General features: G+C 60.3%; 16 protein-coding genes. 6 read left to right on the forward strand and 10 right to left on the reverse strand.

The window, feature by feature from the left end; genetic code table 11:
* Positions 1-231: 231 nt before the first annotated feature.
* The gene (locus tag G0D83_RS26075; RefSeq protein WP_164197474.1) at positions 232-423 is read right to left on the reverse strand and encodes a hypothetical protein; all 192 of its coding nucleotides are present in this window, start codon (positions 421-423) and stop codon (positions 232-234) included.
* A gap of 254 nt (positions 424-677) precedes the next feature.
* On the opposite strand from G0D83_RS26075, the gene G0D83_RS26080 reads away from it, so the two are divergent.
* Together G0D83_RS26080 and G0D83_RS26085 are read left to right on the forward strand one after the other, a co-directional pair.
* Entirely contained in the window at positions 678-1,325 is a 648-nt protein-coding gene (locus tag G0D83_RS26080; protein ID WP_164197475.1) for a 5-formyltetrahydrofolate cyclo-ligase, read from the forward strand.
* Between the two features lie 200 nt (positions 1,326-1,525).
* Positions 1,526-1,849, forward strand: a complete 324-nt coding sequence (locus G0D83_RS26085) for a hypothetical protein (RefSeq protein WP_164197476.1) — start codon at positions 1,526-1,528, stop codon at positions 1,847-1,849.
* Positions 1,850-2,164: 315 nt separating this feature from the next.
* Here G0D83_RS26085 and G0D83_RS26090 read toward each other — a convergent pair whose 3' ends face one another.
* Positions 2,165-3,103: a LysR family transcriptional regulator gene (locus G0D83_RS26090; RefSeq protein ID WP_203595664.1), complete on the reverse strand. Its 939-nt coding sequence runs from the start codon at positions 3,101-3,103 to the stop codon at positions 2,165-2,167.
* Between the two features lie 95 nt (positions 3,104-3,198).
* Here G0D83_RS26090 and G0D83_RS26095 point away from each other — a divergent pair, with 95 nt between their 5' ends.
* Positions 3,199-3,630, forward strand: a complete 432-nt coding sequence (locus tag G0D83_RS26095) for a DMT family transporter (RefSeq protein ID WP_164197478.1) — start codon at positions 3,199-3,201, stop codon at positions 3,628-3,630.
* Between the two features lie 10 nt (positions 3,631-3,640).
* Complete coding sequence (locus G0D83_RS26100) at positions 3,641-4,099, forward strand: DMT family transporter (protein WP_164197479.1); 459 nt, start codon at positions 3,641-3,643, stop codon at positions 4,097-4,099.
* 264 nt (positions 4,100-4,363) lie between these two features.
* On the opposite strand, the gene G0D83_RS26105 is transcribed toward G0D83_RS26100, so the two are convergent.
* The 5 genes from G0D83_RS26105 to G0D83_RS26125 all read right to left on the reverse strand — a co-directional run bounded on the left by G0D83_RS26105 (position 4,364) and on the right by G0D83_RS26125 (position 8,926).
* Positions 4,364-4,702 (reverse strand): hypothetical protein, encoded by a 339-nt coding sequence (locus tag G0D83_RS26105; RefSeq protein WP_164197480.1) that lies wholly within the window; start codon positions 4,700-4,702, stop codon positions 4,364-4,366.
* A 132-nt stretch (positions 4,703-4,834) separates the two neighbouring features.
* Positions 4,835-6,322: a DUF1254 domain-containing protein gene (locus G0D83_RS26110; protein ID WP_203595665.1), complete on the reverse strand. Its 1,488-nt coding sequence runs from the start codon at positions 6,320-6,322 to the stop codon at positions 4,835-4,837.
* Positions 6,323-6,401: 79 nt separating this feature from the next.
* Positions 6,402-7,874: a DUF1254 domain-containing protein gene (locus G0D83_RS26115; protein ID WP_164197482.1), complete on the reverse strand. Its 1,473-nt coding sequence runs from the start codon at positions 7,872-7,874 to the stop codon at positions 6,402-6,404.
* A gap of 195 nt (positions 7,875-8,069) precedes the next feature.
* Positions 8,070-8,627: a hypothetical protein gene (locus G0D83_RS26120; protein ID WP_164197483.1), complete on the reverse strand. Its 558-nt coding sequence runs from the start codon at positions 8,625-8,627 to the stop codon at positions 8,070-8,072.
* A 56-nt stretch (positions 8,628-8,683) separates the two neighbouring features.
* Positions 8,684-8,926, reverse strand: coding sequence for a hypothetical protein (locus tag G0D83_RS26125; RefSeq protein ID WP_164197484.1), 243 nt, complete (start codon positions 8,924-8,926; stop codon positions 8,684-8,686).
* 144 nt (positions 8,927-9,070) lie between these two features.
* On the opposite strand from G0D83_RS26125, the gene G0D83_RS26130 reads away from it, so the two are divergent.
* Together G0D83_RS26130 and G0D83_RS26135 are read left to right on the forward strand one after the other, a co-directional pair.
* Positions 9,071-10,984: a hypothetical protein gene (locus tag G0D83_RS26130; RefSeq protein WP_164197485.1), complete on the forward strand. Its 1,914-nt coding sequence runs from the start codon at positions 9,071-9,073 to the stop codon at positions 10,982-10,984.
* Between the two features lie 220 nt (positions 10,985-11,204).
* Positions 11,205-12,347 (forward strand): hypothetical protein, encoded by a 1,143-nt coding sequence (locus G0D83_RS26135; protein WP_164197486.1) that lies wholly within the window; start codon positions 11,205-11,207, stop codon positions 12,345-12,347.
* A 227-nt stretch (positions 12,348-12,574) separates the two neighbouring features.
* Here the strand turns inward: G0D83_RS26135 and G0D83_RS26140 are convergent, their stop codons facing one another.
* The 3 genes from G0D83_RS26140 to G0D83_RS26150 all read right to left on the reverse strand — a co-directional run.
* Positions 12,575-13,075, reverse strand: a complete 501-nt coding sequence (locus G0D83_RS26140; RefSeq protein WP_370457319.1) for a TetR/AcrR family transcriptional regulator — start codon at positions 13,073-13,075, stop codon at positions 12,575-12,577.
* A gap of 59 nt (positions 13,076-13,134) precedes the next feature.
* On the reverse strand, positions 13,135-13,671 hold the full coding sequence (locus G0D83_RS26145) for a dihydrofolate reductase family protein (RefSeq protein ID WP_164197488.1): 537 nt from the start codon (positions 13,669-13,671) through the stop codon (positions 13,135-13,137).
* Positions 13,672-14,038: 367 nt separating this feature from the next.
* A partial coding sequence (locus tag G0D83_RS26150) for an integrase core domain-containing protein (RefSeq protein WP_164197489.1) occupies positions 14,039-14,443 on the reverse strand: 405 nt, incomplete at its 5' end.

Raw genomic sequence — 14,443 nt, forward strand, 5'->3', positions numbered from 1 at the left:
GAATACACCAAGGACGGCCAGACCGTCTACGACGTCACCTTCGCCGCCAACGACTTCGACCTGCTGCGCAAGAAGGCTAGCGAGGGCTGAGGCAAACGGGCAGGGCGGTCCTCGGCCGCCCTTTCCCTTTCCGCTTTGTCACCCTTGCAGCCCACCCGGCGGCGCACTGCGCGCGCCGGACGCGATCTACTGGACCGCGGCCGCCTTCGACGCAGTCTTCTGCTCGCGTCATTAGGGATCGCTCGTCAGGGCAGCGCTCCTTTCGGTGACGGAGCCGACGCACATCACGCTGCGCATGAACTCGGCGAACCAGGTGGCGACCCTTTCCCACATCTCGCGCAGTACCGTCCCATCGGCGAGGACGAAAGACCGATAGCTGGCGTCGCCGGCCCCGAGTTTGGAAAGCATGGACAGGGGGGGCATGACCGGACCAGCCATCTGCAGGAGCTAAGCATTGCTGGTTCGTGCCACGGGCGCTCAGGTTGATATTTCGGCTGCAAGCACGTCTGCCCGGGGCGAGAAGTGCCAGGCAAGCAATCCCGGCTCCCTCTGCGCGGCCGTGACCCGGCGTGCGTAGCTTACAAAGTGGACCGCGGAATTGTTGGCCTCTGGTTGCTCTGCCGAGCGCCAGGGGACTACTCTGCTGCATCGACACTCAAGGCGGGGACCCACGCAAAATGGACGATGAAGCCGATCGAGGCTCGGAAGTTTGCTTCGCCCATCTGCTCGTCGATGGTCATCCGGTCGATCCGGACACGGCAAGGGACGTTGCGCGTTTCAGGCGGGCCGAGCGGGCGCGTCTGATCTCGGCCCGCGCGCTCTCGGCTCTCGCGCGAGAAAGAGCAACGACCGCCCTCATCGCCGAACTCGAGCGGGTCGTGGCGTCGCGGCCCGGCATGACTCTCGCCGCCTATTGGCCGATCCGGGGCGAGCCGGATCTCCGTCGCTGGATGGCGACGGCACATGCCGCTGGCGCGCGTGTCCTGCTGCCCGTCGTCGTCGACGAAAATGCGCCCCTGGAATTCCGGGTCTGGAGCCCGGACTGCCGGATGGCGCGAGGCCTCTGGAATATCTTTGTGCCCGCCGAAGGCGAGGTGTGTAGGCCGGACATTGTCATCGCTCCGCTCGTCGGTGTGGATGAGGCCCTCTACCGCCTCGGAAACGGCGGTGGATATTACGACCGCACCCTGGCGCAGATCGATCCGCGGCCGCGCTGCATTGGCGTTGGTTTCGCCGGATGCATGGTGCCGACGATCTTTCCGATGCCCTGGGATGTGCCCATGGACGAGATACTGCTCTCGGACGGAACTCGGATGACGCGCTGATGCTCCACCGAGGTGCGCGCGCGGCGACTTTGCCATCGCGGCTTTGCCCTCAGTCAAAGGAGCTCTGGGATCCGGCGGGCTCGGAAGAGTCGTCCTCGACATAGGTGCTTGCTGTTGCCTCGCCAATTTTTGCAGGCACCATCGCAACCGCCGGGAGGAAAACATCTAGAGGTTGTCGCCTGAAAACAAAGGAGAAGTGCGTGGCGGACCAAACCCTGACTTTGACCGAAGATGATCATCCGGAGACCCTCGACAAGATTGGGGCACGGTTCGCGGCGATCGAACCCGGGACGACGCTTATTGTTCGCATGCCCCTCGACCTCGGCTTGATGTTCCTTGAGGACCCGGACGCCAGCGTTCCGCCGCCCGGAGGCGAGGAGGTGAATATGGCCGGCGACTTTGAGGCATTTACGGCCAAGCACTGCGACTTGTGCGCTCGCTACTACCTCAACATGTTTCAGGAAGGTGAGGAGGCATTGGCGGAATTGACCATGGAAAAGCTCCCTGCGTCTTCCCTGACCTGATATCCGTCGGGCCAGGCGTCTCGGTCGGGCGTCACAGGTGCGAGGGGGACAGGTATTCCTCTTCGCGCTCACCAGCGCTTCAATCTGCCGTTCAGGCACCGCTCGGCGGAGGACCGCACGGGGGCCCCTAGCGGAAGCGCTAATTTCTCGCCGCCGGCCCACTCAGCGGAACGACTGCCGCGATGCTCCGAAACGTGATTCAGCGCCGCGGCTAGAGCTAGGGCTGAATTAGGGTGGCGCGGCTTTCATTGGCATCAGCTTGGGCGTGTCCGCATTGCGATCGCCCAAACTGTCGGCCCCCGGGGCGGGGGGACTTCATCCGTTGGCTTCACTCTCTACGAAGCTGTCCCAGTAGGGCTGGCGCCCAACCGTCTCCGACATGAAGTCGAGAAATGCGGACACCTTCAATGACCGCCTCCGGTTTTCCGGGAACAGCATGTGGATGGCCCCGTCCTCGAGGTCCGACAGGGCCTGCCAGTCGGTGAGCAGCGGCCTTAGGCGCCCATCCCGCAGCGGGACATGGAGCAGCCAAGTGGGAAAAAGGACCAGCCCGTGGCCGGCTTCCGCCGCCGCGATCAGGCTGTCGGCATCGTTGCTGCGCAGATCGCCGCTGACGTGGTGTCGGGCGTAGCGGTTCCGGTCTGCCCGAAACAGCCAGGGTCGAGCGCCATGCGTGCCTCTGTACACTAGGCAGTTATGGGCTGACAGATCGTCGGGTGATCTGGGGGCGCCACGCCGTTCAATATATTCCGGTGCGGCCGCCAAGACGTGCCTCTGACCTGCGAGTTTGCGGCTTACGAGATTGGAATCCTCGAGCACGCCGACAAGGACCAAGAGGTCTGCACCGTCGGCCACCGGATCCACGAAGGTATCGGTCAGGGTCAGTTCGACCACGAGCGCAGGGTGACGCGCCTGGAACGTGGCGAGATGCGGCGCGATATGACGCCGGCCGAAGGCAACGGGCGCATTCAGGCGCAGCGTGCCCCTAGGCTCCAGCGCCCCGACACGAACCTCCTCGCCGGCTGCGTCGAGCAGGGCCAGTGCCTCGCGTACGGAGCTCAGGTACTGCGCACCATGGTCGGTGAGCCGGACCGCCCGCGTGTTGCGGACCAATAACGTTTGGCCGAGCGCGGCCTCAAGCCCGCTAACATGTCGAGAGACCGAAGATACCGGAAGACCCATCCTCCGAGCCGTCTCGCTGAAACTGCCATGGGTGGCGACTGCGACGAAGACACGCAAACCGATCAGCGACATGTCATTGCTCATTCGACAAAGGTACTTTCCAGATTTCAGGAATTGTTGTCCATTTTCGGTTGGATTAGCTGCCCCCGCAAGTCACTGGAGGCACAATGACACAAATCCTCACACTCTGCGTGGTGTTCGCCGCGGGCATGGGGCTGTCCGTCGAGGCTGGGCTGCTCGGCCCCCTCGGCGAGGCTGTCGGCCACATGTCGGCAACGCTCTGCATTTTCCTCGTCGGCAGCCTGCTGCTGTCACTCGCGCTCATCTTCGCGCCGCGCCGCGCGCTGCCCGAGCTCTTCGCGCAGCCGCGCTGGATGCTCACCGGTGGAGTCCTCGGGCCGGTCTACGTGGTGATTATGACCACCGTCACGCCGCTGCTGGGGATCGGGACCACGATGGTCGCCCTCCTGTTCGGGCAGATCGCCACAGGCCTGCTGCTCGATCATTTCGGCGCATTCGGCGTGGCGCGGCAGCGAGTCGACGGATACCGCCTGGGCGCTCTCGTCCTCATCGCCGCAGCGCTCGCGCTCATTCACTGAAGGAACCCTAATGCTTACCTTGCTCCTCATCCTTCTGGCGCTGCTCGGCGGTGTCACCCTGTCAGTGCAGTCTTCGGTCAATGGTCGGCTCGGGGGGACCGTCGGCGTTCTCGCGGCTGCCTGGCTGACTTTCGTGCTCGGCGCGCTGATCAGTGTCCTGCTGGTATTCTTCGCGCAGCCTCCGCAGGATATGACATTGCTCGATGCGCCGCGCTGGCAGCTCACCGGGGCGTTTTTCGGCGTGTTCTACATTGTCGCCATGGTGTTCTCGGTTCCGCGCGTCGGCATCGCCGCAGCGACGGTGGCCGTGATCACCGGGCAGCTCGCGATGAGCGTCCTGATTGACAATTTCGCCTGGCTTGGCAACGCGCGTATCCCACTCGACCCGGAACGTTGGGGCGCGATAGTGCTGCTGTTTGCTGCCATGGGGTTGATCTACCTCGGGAACCGAAGACGCGAGCGCGTCTAGTCGGAGGGCTGGCGTGATGCTCCGCTCTCGGGACCGCAGAGGGGCGCAGGGCAGCGAAGGGGCGGCTCGGCTACCGGGCATCGTTGCCGCCAAGATTACGGTTGTTCATGCTTGGCGTAGCGCCCCCCCAAGCCCTAGGAGAGACGATCTGCTCGGATCATGAGCACTAGGACTCACATCCGGCGGCTACAGAACCTTTTCATTGGGCGCGAAGGCATGCAAATCAGGGGTACTGGCACCAGGAATCAATGTTCTAAAGGTTAATCAGTACCAATAGCTGGGGTAGCGGCTACGCAGTTCCAAGGCGCTAATCGCTTCAGTGGAGCGCATCTGTCGTTGCCGCGCCTCCTCCTGAGTCTCACATTGGCGGAAGGCGTCAGACCAACCTTGCGCGTAGTCCGTATCGGTATTGAAACGCTCTTGGTTCTTTTCGAACTTATTGAAGCTGCTGCCAGAAGCTTGCCGCCCAGAACTGCAGCCGTCATCAAAGCCCTCTCGGTAAGCTGCGCTGACGTTGGCGGTGCTGGAGATCATTTCCTCAGAGGGAAGCTGTGCGGCGCTGCATGCGGATAGCAGAATACAGCCAATCAGAAAACGGTGCATATCGAAACCTCGTGGTAGGTATTGTGAACGCTTGCTGGCCCGGCGGGATCCAATGTCGATTTGCCGCACAAGTCATCTCGCGCGCCGCACGGCCTTTTCTCTGTCTTTGATACGCTTGGGCTGCTGGACTGGTCAGTCCACCTTTTCCAGATCGTTGGGTTTCCAAGATTGGTCGTAGAATGCATCCTCGGCGCCATAGAGTCTCAAACAAGCCACAAAATTCCTCCCCGGCACCGTTTGAATGAAAGCTGCATCTGCCACGCCTTCAGGCTTTTCAGGACCGAACCAGATGTCGATCGACCCATCTTCATTTTGCGGAATATCGTAGTAACCGTTGGTCGAGGGCAGGAGTTGCGCGGTTTCGGGCATGGTCCCATCGGTCACGTTGTAGGCTGTGACCGCCCAGAACAGCGCCGCGGGCACATCCGGAGGCAGCGTCAGCTTGTATGTGTTGCCGCCTTCCAGGAACTCTCCATCGGCATCTCGGATCGTGTAAGGGTATTTGGACCCAGCGCCCGTTGTCCGCATAACCATCGCTGGGGCAGACGAATAAGCGTACTGGAAGAACCGCGACCGTGCTCCAAGATCGAGATAGCTTTCCTGCATCCAATCGTTGGTCGCGCCGGTCCAAGCGCGCTCCCACTGCCTATCCTCGTAGTATTTGTTCCGTCCATCCTCGCGCCCGGTTTGAGCAGAGGCGAGGATCATTTTTGGCGCATCGGAAAGCGCACGCTCAAGTGCCGCGCGTTGCCAGTCGTTTGGCTCGAAGGGAACCCCTTTGATGATACCGATCGACGCCAACACGCCGCGTAGTTCCGGTGTGATTGCCTCGACGGGCTCGTAGTCCACGAACTCCTTCAGCTTGCTCCAGTATTCGAAATCGGTTGGGTACATCATGTTGACCCGGACGCCACTGGCATTCGGGAACTCCATTGCCGGGATGCTTTTCTCGACCTCCCAGAGCGGGTAGATCCTGGTCGTTTCAGCTGCTGCGACGGCCGGAGCCGGGTCTGGCTCTCCGTCGCCCTTGCCCATGACTGTGCGGAAGAACAGGAAAACGTTGTAGGTGGAGGACTCGAAAGCAAAGTAACCTTTGGGCACCTCTCCCTGATACCCTGGCGGCAATAGCAGGTAGAGCCCACCACGTGCGCGGTCCGGTCCAATGGCACCGACATCGGTGATCGTGCGCTGGAAGAAATCTGTGAACATGCCGATTACATTCGGCGGCGCCTTCACCACCAGCGGACCGGTCTCCTTCAGATCAAGGTAGTTCATAGAGTAGATCACGTCGGCATTGGGCGTTGGCACCCATGCTCGACTGTCCATCCGATCCTTCCAGATCGGTAGCACATTATAGCCCGCGCCAAACTCGGCTTCAGAGCCGTCGCGCATGCCGATTACGTTCAGCGCGGGCAGCATGGTCATGTAGGCATAGACGGCGCGCTGGTAAAAGACCTCGGACAGTAGGTTCTGGGCTTCCTCCTCGGCCAGCCAGTTGCCGTCATTGATCTGCGCAGCCAGAGGTGGCAGCGGCTGTTCGCCATCTTGAGCCAGAGCCGGCGACAAACTGGATATGGTGACGAGGTAGAACGCGGTGCTTGTGCGGATGAAGTTCTTCACAACAATCTCCATTGTGAAATCGCCAGGATAAGAGAAACTGAGCGGCCCAGGCTCTGCGGGCCGCTCAGCTGAACCGGGATCAGTCCATCTTCTCGATGTCTGGAAGAGCCCAGGATTTATCGAAAAAGGCTTCGGTCGGACCGTAGAAACGGAAATAGGTGAACCAGCCTTTCCCGGGGTTCGTCTGCACCCAGTTCGTTTCGTGTCCTTCCGGCGCCTCTGGTCCGAAATAGACATCGATGGACCCGTCGTCGTTCATGACGATATCTTCTTTGCGCGATGAGATATCGGGTCTGCCCTGTTCAGTGATCGGCATCTGCCGCGTCGCTTCATCGTAGACAGTGGTCGACCAGAACTGTGTCGCGGGCGGATCCGCCGGGACAGTCAGCTTGTAGGTGTTCTCGCCCGACAACCAATTGCCTTCGGCATCCTTGTAGGCGGCTATGTAGCGTTGCCCGACACCCGGTGTTTCAGTCAGCATCGCCTTTGAAATGACGACCGCCTCGTAAAACCACGCGGCACGTTCGTCCAACTGGTCGTAGGTTAAACCCTCTTGATCGACGGAGACGACTAGCGCGTGTTTCCAATGCGTCCCTTCCCAGAACGGTGGTTCGACCCGCTTGTCGGTGGTGTTCGCCTTCGCCATAGCTTCGCCAACAAGGACGGCTTCCTCAAGTAGACCTGTCTGGCGATCATCTGGATCGAAGGGCTGTCCGCGCTCGATACCCAGAAATCGAAGTTGAGCCAGGGTCAGCCGGTCCCGCTCGTCCACAGGGTTGCGCTGGATGACCTCGTTGAGGCTCTCCCAATACTCCATGCCGCGCGGCTGCATCTGGCTCCACTCCAGATCACCCGCCGGCCGAGCCGGCATGGGCTCGCCGGTGCCTTCAACGCTCCAGCTATAGGTTTTGATCTGCGGCACGAGTTCGGCGATCGCCGCCTCCTTGTCTGCGCCCAACAAGCGGAACCCGGCGAGGACGTCCCGGCTCGTGGCTTCGACCACGAAGTATCCGGGAGCTTCGACCGGGCCGTAGCCGGGCGGCATGATCAGATACTTGCCACCCTGGCCTTTGTCAGGACCAACGACTCCAAGATCCGCCAGCACCCGTTGCCAATTGTCGAGCACCATGCCCGCGATCAGCCCCGGTGGGACTTCGATCACGAAGGGGCCCGATTCCTTCAGGTCGAGGAAGGTGGCGATGTAGGGGGTGGTGTAATTGGGTGTCAGGATGCCTAGCTTCTCAGTAAAGTCGAGATAAGTCAGCATCTCGCCATCTTTGCCGCCGAAGACATCGTAGTGGGCTCGGCGCCACCCGTTCAGCCCAACAGCCGGTATGCCCCAGATGTAGGCTTGCGCCGCCCGCTGGAAGTCCATCTCGTCGTAGAGCTTCTGAACGGTCTCATCGGTGGGGTAACCACTCTCGAACGACAGGTCTCCGATCCGCGTCGTGATCGTCGTGGCGTCGCCCTCAAAGGGGCTTTCCGCCTGCGCAAGTGCGCTGCCCGCAAGCAGAGCCAGCACCGATACAGCGGCTGTGATCTGAGTAAGCATCGAGAAAATCCTCTCGGGTAAGGCAATTGTTTTCAATCTGCGTCTCGGCCTAGGGCATAGTTGCCCACTAGAGAGACTGCGCGGGGCGAATTCAGCGCCAGTTTCTCGCGACGGCGTGGGATTCCTCCTAACCGCCCGGCTGCTGCCAATTACTGGGTAGCGGCGCTCCTTGCAGAACGCCGCCGGAGGAGATTTCTATTTCATAATCTGTTGCAGCCGCTCTCTCTTCTGCCCATCACCCTCCTGGCTGTAGATCACCCCGCGAATTTCACCGACCTGCTCTTCGGTGAGAGCGGCAATATCTGCGCCTGTCACGTAGGTGTTCACCTGCTGGGCTTCGGCAGGAGTGAGGGCGGGGGTGATGCCGATGATCATGGCCTCCAACTCGCCGGTGACCTCTTCCCTGGAACTCCCGCCACTGATCAGCGCCAAGGCATCAGCTTTTTGCTGACCCGACATCATCATAACCTCGGAAGGATCGACGTATTCCTCGATCAAACTGATCTGGTCATCCGAAAAGGTCCTGGGGGGCTCGACATTGTTGGCGACGAAGGTAATGCGGATTTCTTTCTGGGCGTCGTTCACAGAGCTGTTGGCGATCGCAAAAGCTTCGGCAACCTGTTCATCCGTCATCGATGCTACGTCGACATCGGGAGCGTATTGGGTGATCATAGCGGCCTGCTCTTCCGTCGCGGCAAGCGCGCTGCTGGCAATGGTCAAAGCGATCACTGTGCCGGCGATAAAAGTCTTCATAGAAGTGTCCTCATCCTTGATTGCGTAATTGCAGGGGCAGGTCGGAGGTCGCGACGTTAACCGCTCTCGCGGCGCTTGCGCTCATCCTGAAGCCGATCTTCGATTTCTCGAGTGAGTTCGGATGACAGCCTGAGATAGTCGTCCCACATGATCTTCGACGCCGAGGCATTGGCATCGAGGCGACCGAGCACGGAACGCACATCCTGATAGTCCTGCCAGAGCTCATCAAAGCTCTCGTCTGTACGCCGCAGGCGGTGGACTTCGAACTCGCGCTTTCGGAATGCATCGTCATCATCCATCTAACGTTCTCCCGCCAGTTCGGTCGCTGTCTGAGGCGTGCGATCGAACAGTGGATGCTTCATTGGATGTATTGAGAAGGTCCCTTGGAAGGTGCAAACATGTTGCAATTTTAGATACGTAGCTGAATCTTTTGAGATAAATTTTTGGCTGCGGCGATCCGCCAAGCGGTCGCAATCCGCGGGTTAGCGCTATTGGTCTGCGATCCGAATCGCGTAGGCTGCGGATCATTACCCGAAGTCATCTTTAAGTGGAATTTAGCCGTGCCAGATGTCTCGCAGACCCAGCCCGCAGCACCCGCTGATGGACGCTCGGACACTTCTGATGAGAGAGTCCGAAAACAGCTGTACAAGATGGTCGCCAGCAGGGCGCTGTCTTGCTCACCAAATCGCCTGCGGCTGTTCGAGTATATTGTCGAAGAAACCTTGGCTGGCCGCCCCGATCGTCTTCGCGGAGACGTGATCGCCTTCGAGGTCTTTGAGCGAGGCGACGACTTCGATCCCCAAGCTGATCCAGTGGTACGCATTGAGTCACGTCGCCTGCGCAAAGAAATTGAAAGCTATTATTCCGGCGCAGGGCATCAGGACTCCGTCGTGATATCCGTGCCAAAAGGCGCCTATTTGGCGGAGTTTTCATTCAAGGAAAGGCGGCAGTCAGAGCCATCAGCTGGAACGGACGCCGCAGTCTCGCCCAGAGAAGCCAGGCCCAAAGTTGGCTTGCTTTGGATCGCAGTGATTGCCGCGCTCGTTCTGGGTGCCGCCGCGATCCCAACTATTATGGGACTGCGCCTCTCGGACCTGTCGTGGAATGGCGCAGAACGGCAGGCGGTGGGCCCTCCGGGCTTGGCCATCGCACCATTTCAGGTGCGTGGTTCCTCGAGAGAGGACCTCTACTTCGCCCAAGGTATATCCGACCAATTGCTGAATGATCTGCAGCCCTTTGAAACTGTGAGAGTCTTTGCGCTTCCGGCGGACCGCGGGTCACCGACGGAAAGCGATCTTGCGACACTGCGCGCGGGTCATCAGATCGACTACGTGCTGACGGGGAGCTACCGTAGCGCGGAGGACGGAGGGCCAGGTCGATTGATCGCGCAGCTCATTCACACCGATGGACGCGTAGTATGGAGCCGATCAGACAATGTTGCACGGACTGCAGCGGACTTCTTTGCTGTGCAGGACCATATAGCATCCGGCATCGCGTCCGAGCTCGCTCAAACCTATGGCGTCCTATGGGGCCAGTTGCGCCGTGTCATCCTCGACCGACCCTTGCCAAACGAGGGAACCTTCGCCTGTCTCCTCTTGTCTCACGCGTATCGGCGCTCGCTCTCGGTTGATTTGCGGAATGAAGCGCTTGACTGCCTGCGCACTGCGGTCCAGCGCGAGCCGGACAACGCCGAGGGCTGGGCAATGCTCGCGCTGGTGACCCGGGACCAAGCGGTCATGCAGACGGATACCGCCGTCCGCCGTCCAGACCTGCTGGAAGAAGCGCTTCAGGCGGCGCAACGTGCAGTCCATCTCGATCCGCAAAGCATCTTGGCACTGCAGGCCCAGTCGTCTCTTCTACACACGATGGGGGAGTTCGATGCCGCTGAGGCCACGATGCGGTCGGCCCTGGCCCTGAACCCGAACGACCCCGAGTCCCTCCATCAACTCGGTTGGCGATTGGCGGTCCGCGGCGCGTTGAAGGAAGGGACAGAGTATATCCGGCAGGCTATCCTGCGCTCGATTGATCCCCCTGGACGATATCACAACCTCTTGGCTGTCGAGGCACTCATGGACCACCGCTACGATGACATGCTGGGTCCGGCTACAATCAGCGCAAACGCGCACTCAGTCGTAGGCCTCGCGCTGTTGGCCATCGCCAATAACCGTGCAGCGGATGGCTCCCCGGTGATTGTCAGCGAAGCCATCGAGGCGTTGAAGCAGACTGGAACCCCAATGGCGAAGACGCCGCTCACGTATCTTCAGAGCCACGGAGTTAACCAAAAAATCGCGGGGACAATCGTGTCGGAAATGATCGAAGCTGGCTGGTCTCCTGACGAGTCAGCCTCAGCGCCCTGACGTTGGGGGCTCGGGGTGTCGGGGCTACATCCGAAAGCTCTTTGCCTAGATCCTGATTGGATCAGATGGTGTGCAGCTATTGCCGCTTGCCTGCTCCCCAAAATATCCAGTCCGTTGGATGCTTCGTGGTCCGTCGGGCATAGGTGCATCCGGCATATGCAGCCAAGGTGCCGCCAAAGTATCCTGTACTTGTATCGCGTTCGAATCTGAGTCCTAAGAAATGCATCACCAGACCTGCTTGATTTTTTTGAGTCCTCTGGCTGCGCTGGCGATATGTGCTGCGACGCCTGGGAGCGCGCAGGACGCAGGGTCGAGCTTCATCGGGGCGGCCATGCCTGATCAGAACACGATCACCAATAGTGCGTTCGGCTTTTCCAATGGTTCGATCGTGGTGGCGCCGATCCCCCTGTCAAATCCAAGCCTAGGGTCGGGCTTGATTGTCGGCGGCGGCTACATATTCCAATCGGACGCGGAGTCGGACACATCCTTTTTTGGACTTGCCGCGATGCGTACAGATAATGGCAGCGAAGCCGTCGGCGCCGCACTGAACTTGTCATTCGGTGAAGGTCGATGGGGCGTCAAGCTGGCCTACGGGAAGGCTGACGTGAACTACTCACTCAACCTTTTGTCCGGAATCAACTTCGGAATGCTGGATATCAGACAGAAGGGCGACATCGCTGACGTCGCACTGAGCTACGGGCTGACCGAAACGATCTCAGCCGGAGTGGAGGCGTCATGGCTGAAGACGACTGTTACCGATCAGCGGCTAAGCGCGGTGCTGCCTCCCGTCATCGGCGATTTCGGTTTGGAGGTGGAGCAGATCACCTACGGGCCATTCCTGGAGTGGAATACCGTCGATGACATAATTTATCCCACCTCCGGGCATCGCGTTCGGTACGAAATGCAGAAAGGCGAGGGGCTGGACGGGTTCAATGCGGACTTCCTGCGGCAAACGTTGACTGTTGACGCCTACGCACCGTTCGGTGAGCGGTTGGTGCTCGCAAGCAAAGCTATAGCGTGTCAGGTAAACGGGGATGCACCGTACTTTTCGCTCTGCGGCGTGGGCGTGACCGACGGATTGCGCGGTTACGCAGCGGGCCTCTATTTCGATAGTGCGCTGGCTAGCCTGCAAACGGAGATGCGCCTACGCGCGACAAAAAGGATCGGGCTGACGGTATTTGGCGGCGGGTCTGTGGGGGCCAGTTCGTTCAACGAGTTTGGAGACGCGAAAATTCTCGCAGCCGGCGGGGTCGGTCTGCGCTATCGGCTTTCGCATAAGTTTCCTCTGGACTTCTCCGTCGACGGCGCCTGGAACGTGGACGGAGAATTCTCGACGTACGTCTATGTTGGGCAGAGGTTCTGAACCGGCCGGTGCCGCCAATAGGGGCGGTTCAGTGCGTCATGAGAAACTCCGATAAGGTGGTTTCCCATCGCCTTCATCCTTCTCCTGAGCCGTGCGCGATCTGCGATTCATCCCCACACGATCCTCGGCATGTTGCGCTCGCAGCGAACGGCAGCAAAGTCCGCTGTGCCGTCGGATACGCGAGCCGCGGCGAATGACGGTGCGGAGCCCTTACCGTCCAGGCGTCCTCATCGCCTCAGGCCCATCAAAAGTTCCCCGAGAGCCATGTTGAAACCCTGATCTTCGTGCGATTCCCTGTCCCGATGTCGACCACTCATCGCAGCCGCCAGGGCAGCGCCATGGGTGAAGTCCACGAGTATGTCGCGCCACAGCTTCGTCCTGTGATCTGGCAGGCCAACTTCGGCCAGAAGGTTAGAAATCTCGTTGGTGATCCGTTCTGCCTGCTGCGGAAAAACGACAGGCCGGCTGAAGATCAAGGTGGTCAGTGCCGGGTGGCAGAGCACCTGGGCATGGTAAGCTTTTAGGAGATCACCAATCCGATCGATTGGGGTGCCGTCTTCCGGCGCCATTACCTGCGCATAGACCGCGTCCGACATAGCGCCGATCAAGCCATCCCGTCCGCCGAAGTGATGATGGATCGTCATGGGGTTGATGGCGAGGCGCGCCGCCAACGCCCTCATCGTGAGGGCGTCTGCCCCCTCGCGATCCAGAAGTTCGAGGGCGGCCACAACCATCTCGTCGCGCGAGACAGGAGCTTGCGGCCGGGGCGGCCGCCCCCGGGGCCGCTTCATGCCTCGACCCGGTAACGGGACTGGACGAGTCCGGATGGAAAGCTCTTCACCTCCTCGAGGCAGAGCGGGATGTCAGCGGCGACCTTGCCGAACAACCGGCGTCCTTCACCAAGGAGCACCGGAACGCTTGTGATCACCATGTCGGCGATCAGACCGGCCCGAAGGAAGGACTGAATGAGAAGGCCGCCATCGACATATACCTTACGGTGTCCTTTGACCGCCAGCATATGCATGGCCTCTTCGGGCGCTTTGTTCGCGACCCGCACCTTGTTGGTCAGGTCGTCCGGCACGTCGGACTGCGACAGGGTCGAAGACAGGACGAGAACTGGACGACTGTAGGGCCATGGCCTTACAGTTCCCATTTTCTCGAACGTTCCGCGTCCCATCAAAATGATGTCGATGTCCGCGATGAAGGCATCATAGCCATGGTCTTCGTCGGGATTATCGCGGTCCAAGAGCCACGCGATATCGCCGTCCTTTCGAGCGATGAAGCCGTCCAGACTGGTAGCAATGAAAACATGCCCTGTGATCATTTCACACCTTTATTTATACGCTGTATAATACATGAAGGTGTGCGTCCCTCGTGTCAAGTGCAACGCCCGTCCACAGCGTTGGCACCGCATAGACTTCGTTTTGATTGACGTAACCCGAGACCGAAAGCGAACGGCAGCAGGTCCACACTTGACCCCTTCGTCGACCGCGCGGCGAACGTCGGCAAAGCGCAAACGGCGTGGTTGCGCAGCGTGCCAGGGTTTTCATCCCCAGTTGCAGTGGGCAGCCCTGTGGATAATAACTCCCTCGGCCCTTCCTGCGTTGGCCCGGCCTTAGCCCGCCCAAAAATCAGGCATTGATCTTGAGGGGCGCTCTGCGGGTGGAGTGCGCCCCTACGGATGGACATTTTCAGGCGGCGGTTTTGACCATCGCGCGGGCGTGGCTGTGGCGATCTTCGAACTGTGCAGGGCTGAGATAGCCCAAGGCTGAATGCAGGCGGCGGTTGTTGTAGGCCTCGATGAACCGGGGCAGGCCGGTGGCGACGTCGTCGAACGACTCATACTCCACAAGGTAAGCGTCCTCCACCTTCAGTGTCTTCATGAAGCTCTCGGCCTTTGCGTTGTCGTACGGGTTGCCGCGGCGGTTCATAGATCCAAAGAAGCCCTGTTCGGCAAGAATGCCTCGATGCAGCTCCGACGCGTACTGGGATCCGCGGTCCGTGTGGAACACGCAGCCAGGCAAGGGACGCCGCTCCGCGATCGCGCTGCGGAGCGCCCTCGCCGCCAGGCGGGCGTCGATGCTGCGGCCGATGGC

The organism is Salipiger sp. PrR003, from assembly GCF_010500785.1.
Taxonomy (GTDB): domain Bacteria; phylum Pseudomonadota; class Alphaproteobacteria; order Rhodobacterales; family Rhodobacteraceae; genus Salipiger; species Salipiger pacificus_A.

What these genes read in the sequence shown, in the direction of transcription:
- G0D83_RS26080 (WP_164197475.1), top strand. Translation starts at nt 678, where the DNA reads ATGGACGATGAAGCCGATCGAGGCTCGGAAGTTTGCTTCGCCCATCTG.
- G0D83_RS26115 (WP_164197482.1), bottom strand. Translation starts at nt 7,874, where the DNA reads ATGCTTACTCAGATCACAGCCGCTGTATCGGTGCTGGCTCTGCTTGCG.
- G0D83_RS26105 (WP_164197480.1), bottom strand. Translation starts at nt 4,702, where the DNA reads ATGCACCGTTTTCTGATTGGCTGTATTCTGCTATCCGCATGCAGCGCC.
- G0D83_RS26145 (WP_164197488.1), bottom strand. Translation starts at nt 13,671, where the DNA reads ATGATCACAGGGCATGTTTTCATTGCTACCAGTCTGGACGGCTTCATC.
- G0D83_RS26120 (WP_164197483.1), bottom strand. Translation starts at nt 8,627, where the DNA reads ATGAAGACTTTTATCGCCGGCACAGTGATCGCTTTGACCATTGCCAGC.
- G0D83_RS26135 (WP_164197486.1), top strand. Translation starts at nt 11,205, where the DNA reads ATGCATCACCAGACCTGCTTGATTTTTTTGAGTCCTCTGGCTGCGCTG.
- G0D83_RS26100 (WP_164197479.1), top strand. Translation starts at nt 3,641, where the DNA reads ATGCTTACCTTGCTCCTCATCCTTCTGGCGCTGCTCGGCGGTGTCACC.
- G0D83_RS26095 (WP_164197478.1), top strand. Translation starts at nt 3,199, where the DNA reads ATGACACAAATCCTCACACTCTGCGTGGTGTTCGCCGCGGGCATGGGG.
- G0D83_RS26075 (WP_164197474.1), bottom strand. Translation starts at nt 423, where the DNA reads ATGCCCCCCCTGTCCATGCTTTCCAAACTCGGGGCCGGCGACGCCAGC.
- G0D83_RS26090 (WP_203595664.1), bottom strand. Translation starts at nt 3,103, where the DNA reads ATGTCGCTGATCGGTTTGCGTGTCTTCGTCGCAGTCGCCACCCATGGC.
- G0D83_RS26125 (WP_164197484.1), bottom strand. Translation starts at nt 8,926, where the DNA reads ATGGATGATGACGATGCATTCCGAAAGCGCGAGTTCGAAGTCCACCGC.